The 15,984-nt window shown below is 63.6% G+C and carries 17 protein-coding genes; 10 read left to right on the top strand and 7 right to left on the bottom strand.

Annotation, left to right across the window (positions count from 1 at the left end):
• The first annotated feature begins 133 nt into the window (after nucleotides 1-133).
• A complete protein-coding gene (locus tag LB552_RS05505) occupies nucleotides 134-2,935 on the top strand; it encodes a [protein-PII] uridylyltransferase (RefSeq protein ID WP_224602548.1) in 2,802 nt (933 codons plus the stop codon).
• Nucleotides 2,936-2,974: 39 nt separating this feature from the next.
• Complete coding sequence (gene murJ / locus LB552_RS05500) at nucleotides 2,975-4,582, top strand: murein biosynthesis integral membrane protein MurJ (RefSeq protein ID WP_224602546.1); 1,608 nt, start codon at nucleotides 2,975-2,977, stop codon at nucleotides 4,580-4,582.
• Here murJ and LB552_RS05495 read toward each other — a convergent pair.
• Together LB552_RS05495 and LB552_RS05490 are read right to left on the bottom strand one after the other, a co-directional pair.
• Nucleotides 4,557-4,961, bottom strand: coding sequence for a type II toxin-antitoxin system VapC family toxin (locus LB552_RS05495; protein ID WP_095766110.1), 405 nt, complete (start codon nucleotides 4,959-4,961; stop codon nucleotides 4,557-4,559). The two genes, murJ and LB552_RS05495, sit on opposite strands and share 26 nt — an antisense overlap.
• On the bottom strand, nucleotides 4,961-5,206 hold the full coding sequence (locus LB552_RS05490; protein ID WP_095766111.1) for a type II toxin-antitoxin system VapB family antitoxin: 246 nt from the start codon (nucleotides 5,204-5,206) through the stop codon (nucleotides 4,961-4,963). The genes LB552_RS05495 and LB552_RS05490 overlap by 1 nt, the downstream gene beginning before the upstream one ends.
• Before the next feature lie 234 nt (nucleotides 5,207-5,440).
• Between LB552_RS05490 and trpS the strand changes: the two genes are divergently transcribed.
• The 3 genes from trpS to LB552_RS05475 all read left to right on the top strand — a co-directional run bounded on the left by trpS (nucleotide 5,441) and on the right by LB552_RS05475 (nucleotide 7,869).
• Nucleotides 5,441-6,508, top strand: coding sequence for a tryptophan--tRNA ligase (gene trpS, locus LB552_RS05485; protein ID WP_140846520.1), 1,068 nt, complete (start codon nucleotides 5,441-5,443; stop codon nucleotides 6,506-6,508).
• Between the two features lie 98 nt (nucleotides 6,509-6,606).
• Entirely contained in the window at nucleotides 6,607-7,098 is a 492-nt protein-coding gene (locus tag LB552_RS05480; RefSeq protein ID WP_095766113.1) for a universal stress protein, read from the top strand.
• A gap of 201 nt (nucleotides 7,099-7,299) precedes the next feature.
• Nucleotides 7,300-7,869 carry a NifU family protein gene (locus LB552_RS05475; RefSeq protein ID WP_224602535.1) on the top strand — a complete coding sequence of 190 codons (570 nt, stop codon included), beginning with the start codon at nucleotides 7,300-7,302 and terminating at the stop codon, nucleotides 7,867-7,869.
• A gap of 158 nt (nucleotides 7,870-8,027) precedes the next feature.
• Here the strand turns inward: LB552_RS05475 and LB552_RS05470 are convergent, their stop codons facing one another.
• Nucleotides 8,028-8,645: a L,D-transpeptidase gene (locus tag LB552_RS05470; RefSeq protein ID WP_140802045.1), complete on the bottom strand. Its 618-nt coding sequence runs from the start codon at nucleotides 8,643-8,645 to the stop codon at nucleotides 8,028-8,030.
• A gap of 227 nt (nucleotides 8,646-8,872) precedes the next feature.
• Here LB552_RS05470 and cueR point away from each other — a divergent pair, with 227 nt between their 5' ends.
• Nucleotides 8,873-9,262: a Cu(I)-responsive transcriptional regulator gene (cueR, locus tag LB552_RS05465; protein WP_095766116.1), complete on the top strand. Its 390-nt coding sequence runs from the start codon at nucleotides 8,873-8,875 to the stop codon at nucleotides 9,260-9,262.
• 13 nt (nucleotides 9,263-9,275) lie between these two features.
• Here the strand turns inward: cueR and LB552_RS05460 are convergent, their stop codons facing one another.
• Nucleotides 9,276-9,746: a nucleoside deaminase gene (locus tag LB552_RS05460; RefSeq protein ID WP_140846505.1), complete on the bottom strand. Its 471-nt coding sequence runs from the start codon at nucleotides 9,744-9,746 to the stop codon at nucleotides 9,276-9,278.
• Between the two features lie 125 nt (nucleotides 9,747-9,871).
• On the opposite strand from LB552_RS05460, the gene LB552_RS05455 reads away from it, so the two are divergent.
• Nucleotides 9,872-10,117, top strand: a complete 246-nt coding sequence (locus LB552_RS05455; protein ID WP_224602533.1) for a hypothetical protein — start codon at nucleotides 9,872-9,874, stop codon at nucleotides 10,115-10,117.
• A 394-nt stretch (nucleotides 10,118-10,511) separates the two neighbouring features.
• Here LB552_RS05455 and LB552_RS05450 read toward each other — a convergent pair whose 3' ends face one another.
• Nucleotides 10,512-10,991, bottom strand: coding sequence for a hypothetical protein (locus LB552_RS05450; RefSeq protein WP_224602531.1), 480 nt, complete (start codon nucleotides 10,989-10,991; stop codon nucleotides 10,512-10,514).
• Between the two features lie 128 nt (nucleotides 10,992-11,119).
• On the opposite strand from LB552_RS05450, the gene LB552_RS05445 reads away from it, so the two are divergent.
• The 3 genes from LB552_RS05445 (at nucleotide 11,120) to LB552_RS05435 (ending at nucleotide 13,629) form a co-directional block, all read left to right on the top strand.
• Nucleotides 11,120-11,620: an MmcB family DNA repair protein gene (locus LB552_RS05445; RefSeq protein WP_181164855.1), complete on the top strand. Its 501-nt coding sequence runs from the start codon at nucleotides 11,120-11,122 to the stop codon at nucleotides 11,618-11,620.
• Nucleotides 11,621-11,797: 177 nt separating this feature from the next.
• On the top strand, nucleotides 11,798-12,544 hold the full coding sequence (locus tag LB552_RS05440; protein ID WP_224602523.1) for an SDR family NAD(P)-dependent oxidoreductase: 747 nt from the start codon (nucleotides 11,798-11,800) through the stop codon (nucleotides 12,542-12,544).
• Between the two features lie 41 nt (nucleotides 12,545-12,585).
• A complete protein-coding gene (locus LB552_RS05435) occupies nucleotides 12,586-13,629 on the top strand; it encodes an RNA polymerase subunit sigma-70 (protein ID WP_224602512.1) in 1,044 nt (347 codons plus the stop codon).
• Here the strand turns inward: LB552_RS05435 and nhaA are convergent.
• Nucleotides 13,626-14,816 carry a Na+/H+ antiporter NhaA gene (nhaA, locus tag LB552_RS05430; RefSeq protein ID WP_224602510.1) on the bottom strand — a complete coding sequence of 397 codons (1,191 nt, stop codon included), beginning with the start codon at nucleotides 14,814-14,816 and terminating at the stop codon, nucleotides 13,626-13,628. The genes LB552_RS05435 and nhaA overlap by 4 nt on opposite strands.
• A 326-nt stretch (nucleotides 14,817-15,142) precedes the next feature.
• A complete protein-coding gene (locus LB552_RS05425; protein ID WP_127227806.1) occupies nucleotides 15,143-15,706 on the bottom strand; it encodes an ActR/PrrA/RegA family redox response regulator transcription factor in 564 nt (187 codons plus the stop codon).
• Nucleotides 15,707-15,984: the final 278 nt, after the last annotated feature.

The following is a 15,984-nucleotide window of genomic DNA, read 5'->3' as shown; positions in this document are numbered from 1 at the left end:
TGGAAGGTCAAGAGCCGGTTTCGACTTTTGCGAAAGTCGGCCGGGCGATTGCGGATTACGCTTCTGCGCGATGGCAATCGCGGCGGCCTGCCCCATACACAGCGCCGCGAAAACAGGCTATAGACGCCGCGGAATGGCAAAGATCTCCCTGAAACTCGACGAAATCATCGATGGCGATGCGCTGCGCCGCGACTTGACCGCGTTGACGGCGGCGAGCGCCGGCGACGGTTCAGGACCGGCTGTCCGCACGGCCGTCCTCCAACTGCTCAAGCCCAGGATGGCCGAAGGGCGAAAGATCGCCGAGACCATGCTCAAGCAGGACGGCGGCGGCAATGCCTGCGCCGAGCGGCTGTCGCATCTGATGGATGAACTGATCCGGGCGCTCTATGATTTCACCGCCACCCATGTCTACCGGGTCAAGAACCGGTCCGCGGCCGAGCGCATGGCGATCGTTGCCGTCGGCGGCTACGGCCGCGGCACGCTGGCGCCGGGTTCCGACATCGACCTGCTTTTCCTGCTGCCCTACAAGCAGACCCCATGGGGCGAGCAGATTGTCGAATACATGCTCTACATGCTGTGGGACATGGGGCTGAAGGTCGGCCACGCCACCCGCAACATCGACGAGTGCCTCAGGCTGTCGCGCGGCGACATCACCATCCGCACGTCGATCCTCGAGGCACGCTTCCTGTGGGGCGAGCAGAAGCTCTATGAAGAACTGCTCACCCGTTTCGATCACGAAGTGGTGCGCACGACCGGGCCGGAATATGTGCAGGCCAAGCTCGCCGAGCGCGACGAGCGCCACGCCAAGGCCGGCGAAAGCCGCTATCTGGTCGAGCCTAATGTCAAGGACGGCAAGGGCGGCCTGCGCGACCTGCAGACGCTGTTCTGGATCGGCAAATATTTCTACCGCGTGCGCACCGGCGAGGAACTGGTCGAGAAGGGCGTCTTCACCGAGGCCGAATATCGCGAATTCCAGAAGGCCGAGGATTTTCTCTGGGCGGTGCGCTGCCACATGCATTTCCTTACCGGCAAGGCGGAAGAGCGGCTGCATTTCGACATCCAGCGCGAGATCGCCGAGCGGCTGGGCTACACGACGCATCCCGGCCTGTCGGCGGTCGAGCGCTTCATGAAGCACTATTTCCTCGTCGCCAAGGATGTCGGCGACCTCACCCGCATCTTCTGCGCGGCGCTCGAGGAAGAGCAGGCCAAGCACGTGCCGGGCTTCAACCGCATCTTCCTCACCTTCCAGCGGCGCAAGCGCAAGCTTGCCGGCACCTCCGACTTCATCGTCGACAATCACCGCATCAACATCGCCGACGACAGCGTCTTCGAGCGCGATCCGGTCAATCTGCTCAGGCTGTTCTGGTTCGCCGACAAGCACGGGCTGGAGTTCCACCCCGATGCGCTGAAGCTGCTCACCCGCTCGCTCGGGCTCGTCAACAAGTCGCTCCGGCGCGACGAGGAGGCCAACCGGCTGTTCCTCGACATCCTGACATCGGACCGCAATGCCGAGCTCAATCTCAGGCGCATGAACGAGGCGGGGCTGCTCGGCAGACTGATCCCGGACTTCGGCAAGATCGTCGCCATGATGCAGTTCTCGATGTACCACCACTATACGGTGGACGAACATCTGATCCGCTGCATCGGCGTGCTGGCCGAGATCGAGCGCGGCGACGGCGCGAAGGTGCATCCGCTGTCGCACACGCTGATGCCTGGCCTGAGAAAGAGCCGTGAGGCGCTCTATGTCGCGGTGCTGCTGCACGACATCGCCAAGGGCCGGCCCGAAGACCATTCGGAAGCCGGCGCCAGGATCGCGCGGCGCATCTGCCCGCATATGGGGCTGTCGGCCGCCGACACCGAGACCGTCGCCTGGCTTGTCGAGAACCATCTTGTGATGTCGATGACGGCGCAGACGCGCGACCTCAACGACCGCAAGACGATCGAGGATTTCGCCTCGATTGTGCAATCGGCCGAGCGGCTGAAGCTGCTTTTGATCCTCACCGTCTGCGACATCAGGGGCGTCGGGCCGGGCGTGTGGAACGGCTGGAAGGGGCAGTTGCTGCGCACGCTCTATTACGAAACCGAACTGCTCCTGACGGGCGGCTTTTCGGAAGTCTCGCGCGCCGAGCGCACGGCCGCGGCGCGCGAGCGGCTGGCCGAGGCGCTGTCTGCCTGGCCCGCGAAGGAGCGCAAGCGCTATGTCGCGCAGCACTACGAGAATTACCTTCTGGCGGTTGATCTGGCCGACCAGCTTCGCCATGCCGAATTCATCCGCGAGGCGGATGCGGCCGGCAAGAAGCTTGCCACCATGGTCAAGACGCATGAGTTCGAGGCGGTGACGGAGATCACCGTGCTGGCGCCGGACCATCCGCGCCTGCTTTCGATCATTGCCGGGGCATGTGCCGCGGCCGGCGGCAACATCGTCGACGCGCAGATCTTCACCACCTCGGACGGCCGCGCGCTGGATTCCATACTGATCTCCAGGGAGTTCGACCGCGACGAGGACGAGCGCCGCCGCGCCGAGCGCGTCGGCCGGCTGATCGAGGACGTGCTTTCGGGCAAGAGCTGGCTGCCCGAGATGATCGAGAAGCGCACCAAACCGAAGCGCGGCGCCAAGGCGTTCCGGATTCCGCCGCGCGCCGAGATCCGCAACACGCTGTCGAACCGTTTTTCGGTGATCGAGGTCGAGGGACTGGACCGGCCGGGCCTGCTGTCCGAGATCACCGGGACGCTCTCCGACCTTTCGCTCGACATCGCCTCGGCGCATATCACGACGTTCGGCGAGAAGGTCATCGACACGTTCTACGTTACCGACCTGACCGGACAGAAGATCGACAGCCCGACGCGCACCGCCACCATCCACAAGCGGCTGATCGATACGCTTGAAGGCAATTCGTCCGAACGCAACGGCAAGGTCAAGGCGGCGGCCGAGTGACATCCATTTGACGCAATTTTTCTGGCAGTCGTTCCCAGCATGAGCCTAGTCAAGAAATTCGCCACCGTCGCCTCCGGCACGCTGATGAGCCGTGGACTGGGCTTCGGCCGCGAGATGCTGATGGCGGCAGCGCTCGGCACCGGACCGGTCGCGGACGCCTTCAACGCCGCCTTCCAGTTTCCCAACACCTTCCGCCGGCTGTTCGCCGAGGGCGCCTTCAACGCCGCTTTCGTGCCGCTGTTCGCCAAGGAGATCGAGCAGCATGGCACCGACGGCGCCAAGCGCTTCTCGGAGGAAGTGTTCGGCGTGCTGTTCTCCGCGCTTCTGGCGCTGACCATCGCGATGGAACTGGCGATGCCGCTGATCGTGCGCTACCTGGTGGCGCCGGGCTTTGCCGACATTCCAGGCAAGTTCGAGACGACTGTCCGGCTTGCGATAATCATGTTCCCGTATCTCATCTGCATGTCGCTCGGCGCCATGATGGCCGGGATGCTGAACTCGCTGCGCCGCTATTTCGCGGCGGCGATCGCGCCCGCCTTCCTCAACATCATCCTGATCGGAGTGCTCGCCTATGCCTGGTATCACGGGCTGGACGCGCATGATGTCGGTTTCGGCCTGTCCTGGGGCGTGCTGGCTGCAGGCATCGTGCAACTCGCCATCGTCTGGATCGCGGTGCGTAATGCCGGCATCTCGATCGGCTTCCGCCGGCCGAAGATGACGCCCAACGTCAAGCGGCTGCTGATCCTGGCGCTGCCGGCGGCGATCACCGGCGGCATCACGCAGATCAACCAGCTGATCGGCACGGCGATCGCTTCGGCGCAGAACAGCGCAGTGTCGTCGCTCGCCTATGCCGACCGAATCTATCAGCTGCCGCTCGGCGTCGTAGGCGTGGCCGTCGCCATCGTGCTGTTGCCGGAACTGTCGCGGGCGCTGAAATCGGGCAACCTGGTCGAGGCGGCCAATTTGCAGAACCGCTCGGTCGAATTCACCTTGTTCATGACGCTGCCCGCCGCCGCGGCGCTCTGGGTGATGTCTGAGCCGATCGTGCGGCTGGTCTATGAGCGCGGCGCCTTCGCCGCCAACCACTCGACGCCGATCGTCGCCTCGATTCTGGCGATCTTCGGCCTCGGCCTGCCCGCCTTCGTTTTGATCAAGGCGTTCACGCCCGGCTATTTCGCCCGCGAGGACACGCGCACGCCGATGATCTTTGCCGCCATCTCGGTCGTCGTGAATGTCGCCACGGCGCTGAGCCTGTTCCCGTCGATGGGCGCGCCTGGCATTGCGGTCGCTTCGGCAGTGGCCGGATGGGTCAACGCGCTGATGCTGCTCGCTATGCTGATCAGGCGCGGCCATTGGGGCCGCGACGTGCCGCTCTTGCGACGCATTCCCCGGCTGGTGCTTTCCGCCGTAATCATGGCCGTGGCGCTTTACTTCGCGGAGCGCCACTTTGCCGCGCAGATTGGGCCTGGCTCGCCGCTCGTGGTAAAGGCGACGACGGTGCTTGGGCTGGTCGCCGGGGGCGCCGCGCTCTATTTCATCGCCGCCTTCGGCACCGGCGGCGCCGATTTCGGGATGCTCCGGCGGAATGTGAAGCGTCGTTCACCCAAGGCGCTACCGCCCGTCAGGGAACAGTCTCCAGATCCGTGAGTCGGAATTCGTTGGCCGTAGAAAGTATCGGAACGGCGTAGTATCGGGCGCAAGCGTAGTGGAAGCAGTCCGCCATATTTAGGCGGATAGCATTGTTGCGAAACCGCGCAGCGGCCTCGACGGATAGGGATGTTGCCTCGGATGCAGGCGGAAGCTCGTGCAAGGCAATTGCCCGCTCTTCCAGAAAGCGGTCTACAATCTCCGCGCTTCTGGCGACCGGAATCGCCAGCTTTTCTGGTCGCGCGAGCGCCATCGCTGCCTCCCAAACGGCTATCGCCGACGTGAACGGTGCCGATGCCTTCATGACGGCCTGCGCGCATCGCTCGGCTTCCGTCTCGTTGCTTAGGATCGCGACGATGGCTGCGGCGTCGACAAACATCAGTCGTCGCCGGAAAGTTCATCATAAACGGACTGCGGCAGCGGTTTGCGCGCTTGTTCGCTAAGCTTGATTCCAAACTCGGCTCGCAGTCGTGCCGCCGTTTCCAGCGGCGTCTCGCGATTGCGGCGCCGCTCCAAGGCTTCGCGCATGGCGATCACGATTGCCTCGGTGATGCCGACTCCTTCAGCTTTGGCGAAAGCGCGCGTCAACCTGTCGGCTTCCTTATTGTTGATGTTGATGGTCATGGCTACATTCCTTTATGTAGTTAGAAATATGTAGCCTATGCACGGCAAATGTCAACGTACCGATGCCCCATGCCAGCTCGTCCGGGCCTCTTGATCCCGCAACGGGCTTCGTCCATAAGCGCGCCGTCGCAAGACTTTCGCCGCGCGCGGTTTCCAGCCGCATGATTGGCTCCAAAAAGTCTGCAACTTTTTGGAATCATGCTTAGACGGCCCTCCACAAGCCATGAGGAATTCATGTCCGCCTTCAAGCCACTCGTCTTTTCGGGCGTCCAGCCGACCGGCAACCTGCATCTCGGCAACTATCTCGGCGCCATCAAGAAATTCGTCGCCCTCCAGGAACAGTCCGACTGCATCTATTGCGTCGTAGACCTGCACTCGCTGACGGCGCAGCTCGTGCATCAGGACCTGGGCGACCAGACGCGCTCGATCACCGCGGCGTTCCTGGCCTCCGGCATCGACCCCAAGAAGCACATCGTCTTCAACCAGTCGCGGGTGATGCAGCACGCCGAGCTCGCCTGGATCCTCAACTGTGTGGCCCGCATCGGCTGGATGTACCGGATGACCCAGTTCAAGGACAAGGCCGGCAAGGACCGCGAGAACGCCTCGCTCGGCCTGCTCGCCTATCCGAGCCTGATGGCCGCCGACATCCTGCTCTACCGCGCAACCCATGTGCCGGTGGGCGAGGACCAAAAGCAGCATCTGGAGCTGACCCGCGACATCGCCCAGAAATTCAACAACGACTTCTCCGAGAAGATCGCCGCACTTGGCGTCGGCGTCGAAATGCAGGTCGGCGAAGAGACGGTGAACGGCTATTTCCCGATCACCGAACCGGTCATCGGCGGCCCGGCGGCGCGCATCATGAGCCTGCGCGATGGCTCGAAGAAGATGTCGAAGTCGGACCCGTCGGATCTGTCGCGCATCAACCTGACCGACGATGCCGACACGATCTCGAAGAAGATCCGCAAGGCCAAGACCGATCCGGAGGCCTTGCCGAGCGAGATCGACGGGCTGGAAAGCCGGCCCGAGGCGGAAAATCTCGTCGGCATCTATGCCGGCCTCGCGGAAATCTCGAAGGAAGAGGTGCTGAAGGAGTATGGCGGGCAACAGTTTTCCGTGTTCAAGCCGGCGCTTGCCGATCTTGCCGTGGAGAAGCTGGCGCCGATCGCTTCCGAGATGCGCCGCATCGAGGGCGACCGCGCCTATGTCGACGCCGTGCTCAAGGATGGCGGCGACCGGGCCCGCGCAATCGCCGAGGGCACGATGAAGACGGTGCGCGACATTATCGGCCTTCTGCAGGACTGATCCAGCGACCTCCTCGGACCATTGCCGCGCCGACCGGCGGCTTGCCGCCGGTTCGTGGCAGTGGCAGATTGCGACCGAACCATACCGAGCAGATAGACATGGTCTCCAAACGCCTCAGCCGCGAAGCCGGCCATCGCCGCAAGTTCCTGGCGATCATCGACGACACGCCCGAATGCGAGCGCGCCGTCGCCTATGCCTCGAAGCGGGCGCAAAGCACCAGTGGCGTGCTGGTGCTGCTCTACGTCATCGAGCCGGACGACTTCCAGCACTGGCTGGGCGTGGAAAAGATCATGCGCGAGGAAGCCACAGCGACAGCCCGCGCCGCGCTCGACGGCTACGCCAACAAGGTGCGCCAGCATGCGGGGATCGAGCCGGAGCTGGTGGTGCGCGAAGGCAAGCCGACGGAAGAAATCCACAAACTGATCGAGGAAGATCAGGACATCGCCATCCTTGTGCTGGCCGCCGGCGCCGGCAAGGAAGGCCCAGGGCCGCTGGTCAGCGCGGTCGCCGGGCGGGGAGCCGCATTCCCGATCCCCGTCACGGTGGTGCCGCAGAACCTGTCCGACGAAGAGATCGACAGCCTGGCTTGAGGTGCTTCGATATTCAGGTGAGGCCGGCGTGCAAATGGCGGCCTGACCTGAATCTCGATCCACCTCGACATTCGTGATAGAAGCCGAAAAACATTCCGCCAGCCAGCCGTTCCAGCGACGCGTTTCGCTTGAATGTCCAGCCGATAGAGCCTATTTAGAATTATTCCAAACTATCGGCCCGGGAAGGGCCTGGAGATACCCATGTTCATCCAGACCGAATCGACGCCGAACCCGGCGACGTTGAAATTCCTGCCGGGCAAGGAAGTGCTGCGCGAAGGCACAGCCGATTTCCGCAACGCCGAAGCCGCGGCGGAGGCCTCGCCGCTGGCCGGCCGCCTGTTCGAGATCCCGGGCGTCACCGGCGTCTTCTTCGGCTATGATTTCATCACCGTGACCAAGGATGGTCCGGACTGGCAGCACCTGAAGCCGGCGATCCTCGGCGCCATCATGGAGCATTTCATGTCCGGTGCGCCGGTCATGGCCTCGACCGCTCCGGCGAGCGAAGGCGGCGAGACCGGCGAGTTCTATGACAAGGCCGACGAAGAGCTGGTGCTGACCATCAAGGAACTGCTCGACACGCGCGTGCGCCCGGCCGTCGCCCAGGACGGCGGCGACATCACCTTCCGCGGCTTCGAGAACGGCACCGTGTTCCTGCACATGAAGGGTGCCTGCGCCGGCTGCCCGTCATCGACGGCAACGCTGAAGCACGGCATCCAGAACCTGCTTCGCCACTTTGTTCCGGAAGTGCAGCAGGTCGAGCAGGTCGCCTGAGAACCCACTGGCCGGCCGCATTGTGCGGCGAAGCGAATTCCGATCCAAGATCGCAAAAACAAAAAACCGGGCCCCAACAGCCCGGTTTTCTGTTTTTGGACGTCTTGTTGTTGCCTAGACGGTCCGCTTGCGAAAGCTTTTGGCCTCGGCCTTCGTGATCACATCACGATGACCTTGGCGCCGACCGACGTGCGGTCGTAAAGATCGATAATGTCCTGGTTCATCAGCCGGATGCAGCCCGACGACATCGCCTTGCCGATCGAGAACCATTCCGGGCTGCCATGCAGGCGGTAGCCCATGTCGCCGCCCTTGTTGAAGAGATACATGGCGCGCGCGCCGAGCGGGTTTTTCAGGCCCGGCTCCATGCCGCCGGCGAACTTGGCGAGCTCGGGCTGGCGCTTGATCATCTGCGAGGGCGGTGTCCAGGTCGGCCATTCGCGCTTCAGCGCGATATGGGCTGTGCCGTGCCATTCAAAACCCTCGCGGCCGACGCCGATGCCGTAGCGCATCGCCATGCCGTCGCCCTCGATGAAATAGAGGAACTTATTCTGCGTATCGACGATGATGGTGCCCGGCTTCTCCGACGAGTCGTACCGCACTTCCTGGCGGTGGTACCTGGCGGGGACCTTCTCGATCGGGATGCGCGGCAGCTGATAGCCGGCATCGGTCATCGCGCCATAGTTGTTGGTGAACATTTGCCCACCGATGGTGCTGCACCCGCTGATCGCGGTCGACAGCGCAAGAGCGGCGAGGATTGCAAATGACTTCAAGCGCATGAAAAGGTCCGACGCCCCGCCTCGATACCAGCGGCACGAGTCGGCCGCTTTGTTGCCACCATTCATGCTGGCATTTCTTTTGCTTGCCAAGCGCGCACTGCCTATATGCAAGGCCTTACGCGCCGGTAAGTGCCCGACTGCGGCATTTTCGCAACAGGCCTTACAGGATTATCAAGCAAAATCAACGGGGCGACTTGGGAAGCCGCCTGCGATGCGAGGAGAGCGCCATGAATGTCGGTGATGCCGCGGAGCGTTCCGGCCTGCCGGCCAAGACCATTCGCTACTATGAGGAAATCGGGCTGATCCGCCCGGCGCGGGCCGAGAACGGCTATCGCGATTACTCCCGCGACGATATCCACCGGCTCGCCTTCCTGCGCCGTGCGCGCAATCTCGGCTTCTCAATCGACGATTGCAGGCAGCTGATGGCGCTCTATCAGGACCGCGGCCGCGCCAGCCATGACGTGCGCGAGATCGCCGCCGCCCATGTCAGGGCGATCGAGGAGAAGGTACGCGAATTGCAGTCGATGCGCTCGACGCTGCAGACACTGATCCACGCCTGCCACGGCGACGACCGGCCGGACTGTCCGATCCTGGACGACATGGCGGGCGCGGCCTGAGGTCCGAGGCCTGTCAGCGCTTCCAGAAATCGCGGTGCGGGGCGAGCATCTCGTCCGCGATTTCGGGAAAGGGGCCGAACACCTCGATCTTTTTCTGGCCGGACGCGAACACGGCGCGCGATGCAAGGTTCATGGTCGGGTTCTCCGCATGATCGCCGGTGAGCGCCAGGAGGCTGGTTTCCTCGACCCCGTAGACCAGGCGCCCGATATTCGCCCAATACATCGTGCCGGCGCACATGGCGCATGGTTCGAAGGTCGAGACCAGCGTGCATTGCCAGAGGAACTCCGGCTCATAGGCCGCCGCGGCGCGGCGGGCCAACTCGGTCTCGGCATGGCGCACCGTGTCGAGATTGCCCTGCCGCATCAAAATGCGATCGTCCGGCCCGACCAGCACGCAGCCGAACGGATGATGCCCATGCGCCGCCGCCTCGCGCGCGACGGCATCGGCGGACCGGAGGTGGGCGAGCATCTGGTCGCGGGTCATGGGGAAATTCCTTTCATGGCGAGATTGCCGCCATGAGGCATGACCAGCAAGGCTAATCTTCTCTGAACCACGGCTCAAGCATTTACTTGGCTTTGCGCTCCACCCGTTCCTGGTTTGATGCTATTTTGACGATCACCTACAATGAGATTGCCGGGATGGCCATCCAAGAGGACATCGAACGGGTCGAGCAGCATATCCGCGAGATCGAACAGCGGATCGAGCGCCAGCGCGCGGTCATCACCCAGGCCGAAGAAAACGGCCTGCCGACCGACGGTCCGAGCAATTTCCTGTGGTTCCTGAAAGAGACATTGAGCCTGAGCCGCGACCACTTGGCCAGGCTTCTGGCGGATGAATTTCGAGCGGGGGACTAGCAGTAAGGGTGCCATTCAGCCGGTGGCGGTTTGGGGTCGAAGTAACATCCCTTAGCGCCCTTGCCGTTCCCGGTAGATCATCCAGAGCGGCACGGTTACCATCCCGAACACGATCACGGCCAACTCGACCCAGTAGGTAAATGGGTCATGGCCTCGCTCTACAGCGTCATCCTTAAAAGGAATCCGGCCCGTCCAAAGGGATTGGGCAACCAACCAGACTAGAGCAAGCTCCATAGCGACCATAACGACTCTCATCATAAACTTGCTGGGTTTCATCATGCGCCTTTCATGTGCTCGCCTGATTTGAGCAGCGGCCTGTCAACCAGATACCCCCCTGCCCTCAGACGATGCGTACTTTACAAACAGAGACTCGGCTCACGCCTAAGGCTTGCAGCTAGGGACCGTTTGGATTGACGTTCCCACTGTTCAACCTGGGCGGATAGCCGGGCGGGTCTTCAAATACTGCCGCTACTATTTTTTGCTGGGCAACGACGAAGCGCAACACGTTTGAGGCTAGCACGAACTCCGTTGGCTTGGTGCACTGCCATTCAACTCTGACAATGACAGCATCTGTGTGAACGTTGGTGGCGTGTGCGGCTTTTCCCTCAGTCCGAATGAGTGGCTTTGAACAGCCCGATCCTGGAAGAAGTTTAACGAACTCTGGGAAATTCTCCGCCAAAGGCAAACCGTAGTCGAATATGATAGCGGTCGCATCCGGCACTAGGAGCGCCTTAGCCTGTTCGGGATTTTCGACCGAGAGGTTGATGTAGTCCCCTACCAACTGTGCGGGCGTTATTTCGGAAGGATCCGCTGCAGCGATAGGGAGACAAGCAGCGATTGCCATCAATATGCAATTAAACTTCGCGACACGCATCAGCGGTCCTTACCATGTGACGCCTATTCCGGGTAGGGCCGGCCCTGTCGAGGAACATATTCCGTGGTCATAATCGCCGACCTGACAGGGGGTTCAAACCGTGAACAAAATCTGGCATGGTGCCTCCCATGCCACTCGTTTCCCCGATTCCCCTTAACCCGTTGATCGACGGCCGCCAGTCCGAGCGCGCCATGCTGGTGCGGCGCGGCGTGCAGCGGCTGCTCACCGAAATGGGCGCGCATGTGCTGCCGGAGCTTTCCCTGGCCACCGGGCGGCGCGCCGATCTCGTGGCGCTGACCAGGCAGGGCGATATCTGGATCATCGAGATCAAATCCTCGATCGAGGATTTCAGGGTCGACCGCAAATGGCCGGACTATCGGCTGCATTCCGACCGCTTCTTCTTCGCCACCCATCCCGGCGTTCCCCAGGACATCTTTCCTGAGGAATGCGGCTTCATCCTTTCAGACGGCTATGGCGCGGAGATCCTGCGCGATGCGCCCGAGCACCGCATGGCGGCAGCGACGCGCAAGGCGCTGATGTTGCGGATTGCCCGCGCAGGCGCCGCGCGGCTCTTGGCGGCCGAGCTTGCCGGCGTCGCCGTGCCGGCGCTGGATGGCGAGAGCGAGTAGACCGTCGTCGCAGCGTGCGGATGTTGGTTGCGTAACCGCTGGCTTCCGAGCTCAGGCCGGCCCCCAAGCGCAAGGCCAGCGAGAATTTTTGTCTCGCACCGATGATTTTCGCCGATCCCGATTGTCTTCACCTACAGGCGCGTCCGGATGGCCGGCGGCTGGATAAGAGGTGATCAAATGAAGCCGTTGCAAAATCAGAATGTCGTCGTGGTCGGAGGCAGCCGGGGTGTCGGCCGCTCGATCGTGGAAGCAGCGCTTGGCGCGGGAGCGACCGTGCTTGCCGTCGCCCGCGGCGGCGCCGACCTGAAGCAGCTCGCCTGGGAACGCCCAGGCTTGAAAACCCTTAGCGCGGACGCGACGGCGGAAGACGCGCCGCAAGCAGTTTTCGATGCGCTGGCACCCGACGTGCTGGTGGTCTGCGCGGGCGCGCTCGCCCCTTCGGCGCCGATCCAGGAGCAAAGCTGGGAGGCCTTCTCGGCGAACTGGGAGATGGACGTCAAGGCATCGTTCCTGTTCTGTCGGGAAGCCCTCAAGGGCCGGCTCAAGCCTGGAACCCGTGTGCTGCTGATCGCCAGCGGCGCCGCCTTCAGCGGCGGTCCGCCGAATTCCGGCGGCTATGCCGGCGCCAAGCGCATGCAGATATTTCTGGCCGGCCATTGCCAGAAGGAATCGGACCGCCTCGGCCTCGGCGTGCGCTTCATGGCGCTTTCGCCGGCCCGCATCATGCCGGGCACCGGGGTCGGCGATCGCGGCATTGAAGGCATCGCGGCCTATATGGGCATCCGCCCGGCCGACTTCCTGGCCAGCATGAGCGACATGCAGACGCCGGCCGATGTCGGACAGGCTGTGATCCAGCTCGCGACGGGCAAGCCGCAGGGCAGCTCCTTCACCGTAAGCGGCAGCGGCCTTGCGGCGGCGCCATGAGACGCGCAGGATGGTGGCCGAATTCAGCTCCCCGGGCTCCCATGACTGACGCTTCCGGCCCTATCGAGCCTTTGGGCCGGCCAGGCCAGCCGGCCCTCGACCGGCGGGCCTTCGAGCGCCTGACCGTCGCCCATCGCCGCGCGCTGAAGCTTCATTGCTATCGGATGATGGGCTCGCTCAACGAGGCGGACGATCTCGTCCAGGAGACGTTCCTAAAGGCGTGGCGCGCGCGGTCGCAATTCGACGGACGCGGCTCGGCGCGCGGCTGGCTCTACGCGATCGCCACCAACAGCTGCCTCAATGCGATCAAGGCACGCTCGCTGGCGCGGCGCATTCTTGAGCAACCCGAGCGGCCGGCCTCTGAGGGCAGAGCGACCGGCGGCCCGGCCACGGAGCTCGCCTGGCTGGAGCCGTATCCGGACGCCGAGCTGCCCGACATCGCCGATGACAGGCCCGGCCCGGAAGCGCGCTATGAGGCCCGCGAGGCGGTGCGGCTCGCTTTCGTGGCGGCAATCCAGCTGTTGCCGCCGAGGCAGCGCGCGGCCTTGCTGCTTTGCGATGTGCTCGGATGGTCCGCCATCGAGACCGCGCAATTGTTGGGCGGGTCGATCGCTTCGATCAACAGCGCCTTGCAGCGGGCCCGCGCGACGCTGGGCGAACGCTACCCGCAGGGGCGCCCGCCGCAGCGGTCGCGGCCCAACGCGAACGAAGGCGTGCTGCTCGAACGCTACATGCAGGCTTGGCAGGCCGACAATCTCGACGGACTCGTCGAGTTGCTGCGCGAGGACGCCATCTACCACATGCCGCCATGGCGGGAATGGTATCATGGACGCCCGGCGATCGGCGCTTTCCTGGGCAGCGTCTGGGGCAATTTTGCCGGCTATCGCGCGGTGGCTATCGGCGCCAACACCCAGCCGGCAGTGGGCGTCTACGCGCTCGGCCGCCAGAATTCCATGTGGCAGCCGCATTCGCTGCATGTCCTCGAAGCCGCCGGCGACAAGATCGCCTCGCTGACGATCTATGTCCCGCCGCTCGGCCCCGCTTTGTTTCCAGCCTTCGGTCTGCCGCCGGAACCTCGCGGTTAGTTCAGATCTTCTTCCGCTCCGCCGCCCGCCGGCGCCATGAGCAGGATGGCGGCGCCCAAGAGGGCGGCAATCAGCGAGCCGGCGAGGATGCCGACCTTCACTGCGTCCTGCAGCGCCGGGTCGCCGGCGAAGGCAAGCAGGCCGATAAACAGGCTCATGGTGAAGCCGATGCCGCAAAGCAGCGAAATGCCCAGCATGTGCAACCAGCCGGCATTGGCCGGCAGGTCGGCGAGGCCAAACCGGATCGCGAGCGCCGACGAGCCGAAGACGCCGACCAGCTTGCCGAGCACAAGGCCGGCGGCGACGCCAAGCGTCAGCGGCTCAACCAGTGCTGCAAGGCTCAGGCCGCCGAGCGAGACGCCGGCATTGGCGAAGCCGAAGATCGGGATGACGAGAAACGGCACAAGCTTGTGCAGGCCGTGTTCCAGCCTATGCAGTGGCGAATGTTCTGTTTCGTGGCCGATACCGGGCGAACGCTCCAGCGGGATGGTGAGCGCCAGGGCGACGCCGGCCAGCGTGGCATGCACGCCCGATTTCAGCACCAGCACCCACAAGACGACGCCAAGCAGGAGATACGGCCACAGCTTCATGGCCTGCATGCGGTTGAGCACGACGAGCAAGGCGATGACGATTAAGGCGGCGGCCAGATAAGCGAGCGACAGGCCGCTGGTGTAGAACAGCGCGATGATGATGACGGCGCCGAGATCGTCGATGATGGCAAGAGCGGTGAGGAAGACCTTCAGCGACGCGGGCACGCGGCTGCCGAGCAGCGAGAGCACGCCGAGCGCGAAGGCGATGTCGGTGGCGGTAGGGATCGCCCAGCCGGAGAGCGCTGCCGCATTGTTGCGGTTGATCAAGACATAGACCAGCGCCGGCACCGCCATGCCGCCGGCGGCGGCGATGCCCGGCAGCACGCGGCGCGGCCAGGTCGAGAGCTGTCCGTCCAGCATCTCGCGCTTGATCTCGAGCCCAACCAGCAGAAAGAACACCGCCATCAGCCCGTCATTGATCCAATGCGATACGCTGAGCGGCCCGAGATAGGCGTGCAGGACGGCGAAATAAGTTTCGGCCAAAGGCGAGTTGGCGACGATCAGCGCAAGGGCTGCGGCCATCATCAGGATGATGCCGCCGGCGGCCTCGCCATCGAGGAATTCACGCAAGATCGATTTCGGCCGCTTATCTTGCATGGTCCCTCCGCCCGTCACCCCGACCTGACGGCCGGAACCTATAACGTATGATGCGCAGCCCGGCTGGCGAAGCAAGCGTTCGAATTCACATTGACAGATCGCCTGCTTCGGCAGTTGGCCGAAACGCCCGTCGCTTCGTCATCCACGGGCGAAGCAGGAGCGAAGCGACGCGGCGCAGACCCGAGGATCCATTCCGTTACATCGGAGCGGTGCCAACGGTGCAGAATTCCGCTCCGCTGCGTTCTGTGGCCGGGGTCACGGAATGGATCCCAGGGTCTTCGCGACGGAGCTTCGCTCCTGCTTCGCCCTAGGATGACGACACTCGTTTAACGCGGCGCGCGCTTTGCCAGTATCCGTTGCAAGGTGCGGCGATGCATGTTCAACCGGCGCGCCGTCTCGGAGACGTTGCGGTCGCACATTTCGTAGACGCGCTGGATGTGCTCCCAGCGCACGCGGTCGGCCGACATCGGGTTTTCCGGGGGCGCGGCGCGCTCGCCGGAGGTGCGGGTAAGCGCGGCGAAGACGTCGTCGGCGTCGGCCGGCTTGGACAGGTAGTCGATGGCGCCGAGCTTCACCGCCGTCACCGCCGTGGCGATGTTGCCGTAGCCGGTCAGGATGATGGCGCGGGCGTCGTCGCGCTTCTCGCGGATGGCAGCGACGACATCGAGGCCGTTGCCGTCGCCGAGCCGCATGTCGACAACCGCATAGGCCGGCGGATGGGCGCGCGCCTTGGCGACCGCCTCTTCCACGCTCTCCGCCGTCTCGACCACGAACCCCCGTGTCTCCATGGCGCGGGCAAGCCGGGTGAGGAACGGCTTGTCGTCCTCGACGATGAGCAGCGAGGTGTCCTCGCCCTCGACCATAGCGCCAGTCGTTTCGTCTCCGCTCATCTTATCGGCATCCCACTGACCTGAGGCGCGCCGCGCCGAAACCTACCCTGGCGAAGGCCCGTCCGATCCCTGTTTCCGGGCATATCGTCTTCCCCAAGCCGCTGCACAGTTTTAGGCGACATGCCTCACTTTTACGCAGATACAGTCCTGCAAAGGCAATGTCCAATTTTTAGAGCCGGCAACAGAGCTGCCATGCGGTAATTGCAAGGCTTTCTCACCGTTTCGCAATTCCGGACGGAAAGCTGCGGCGAAGTTGCCGAGCCCAACCGCTGCGCACT

Source organism: Mesorhizobium sp. CA7 (assembly GCF_020165015.1).
GTDB lineage: Bacteria > Pseudomonadota > Alphaproteobacteria > Rhizobiales > Rhizobiaceae > Mesorhizobium.
Note: the sequence above shows the minus strand (reverse complement) of the source record. Positions and strands in the feature narration are given on the sequence as shown.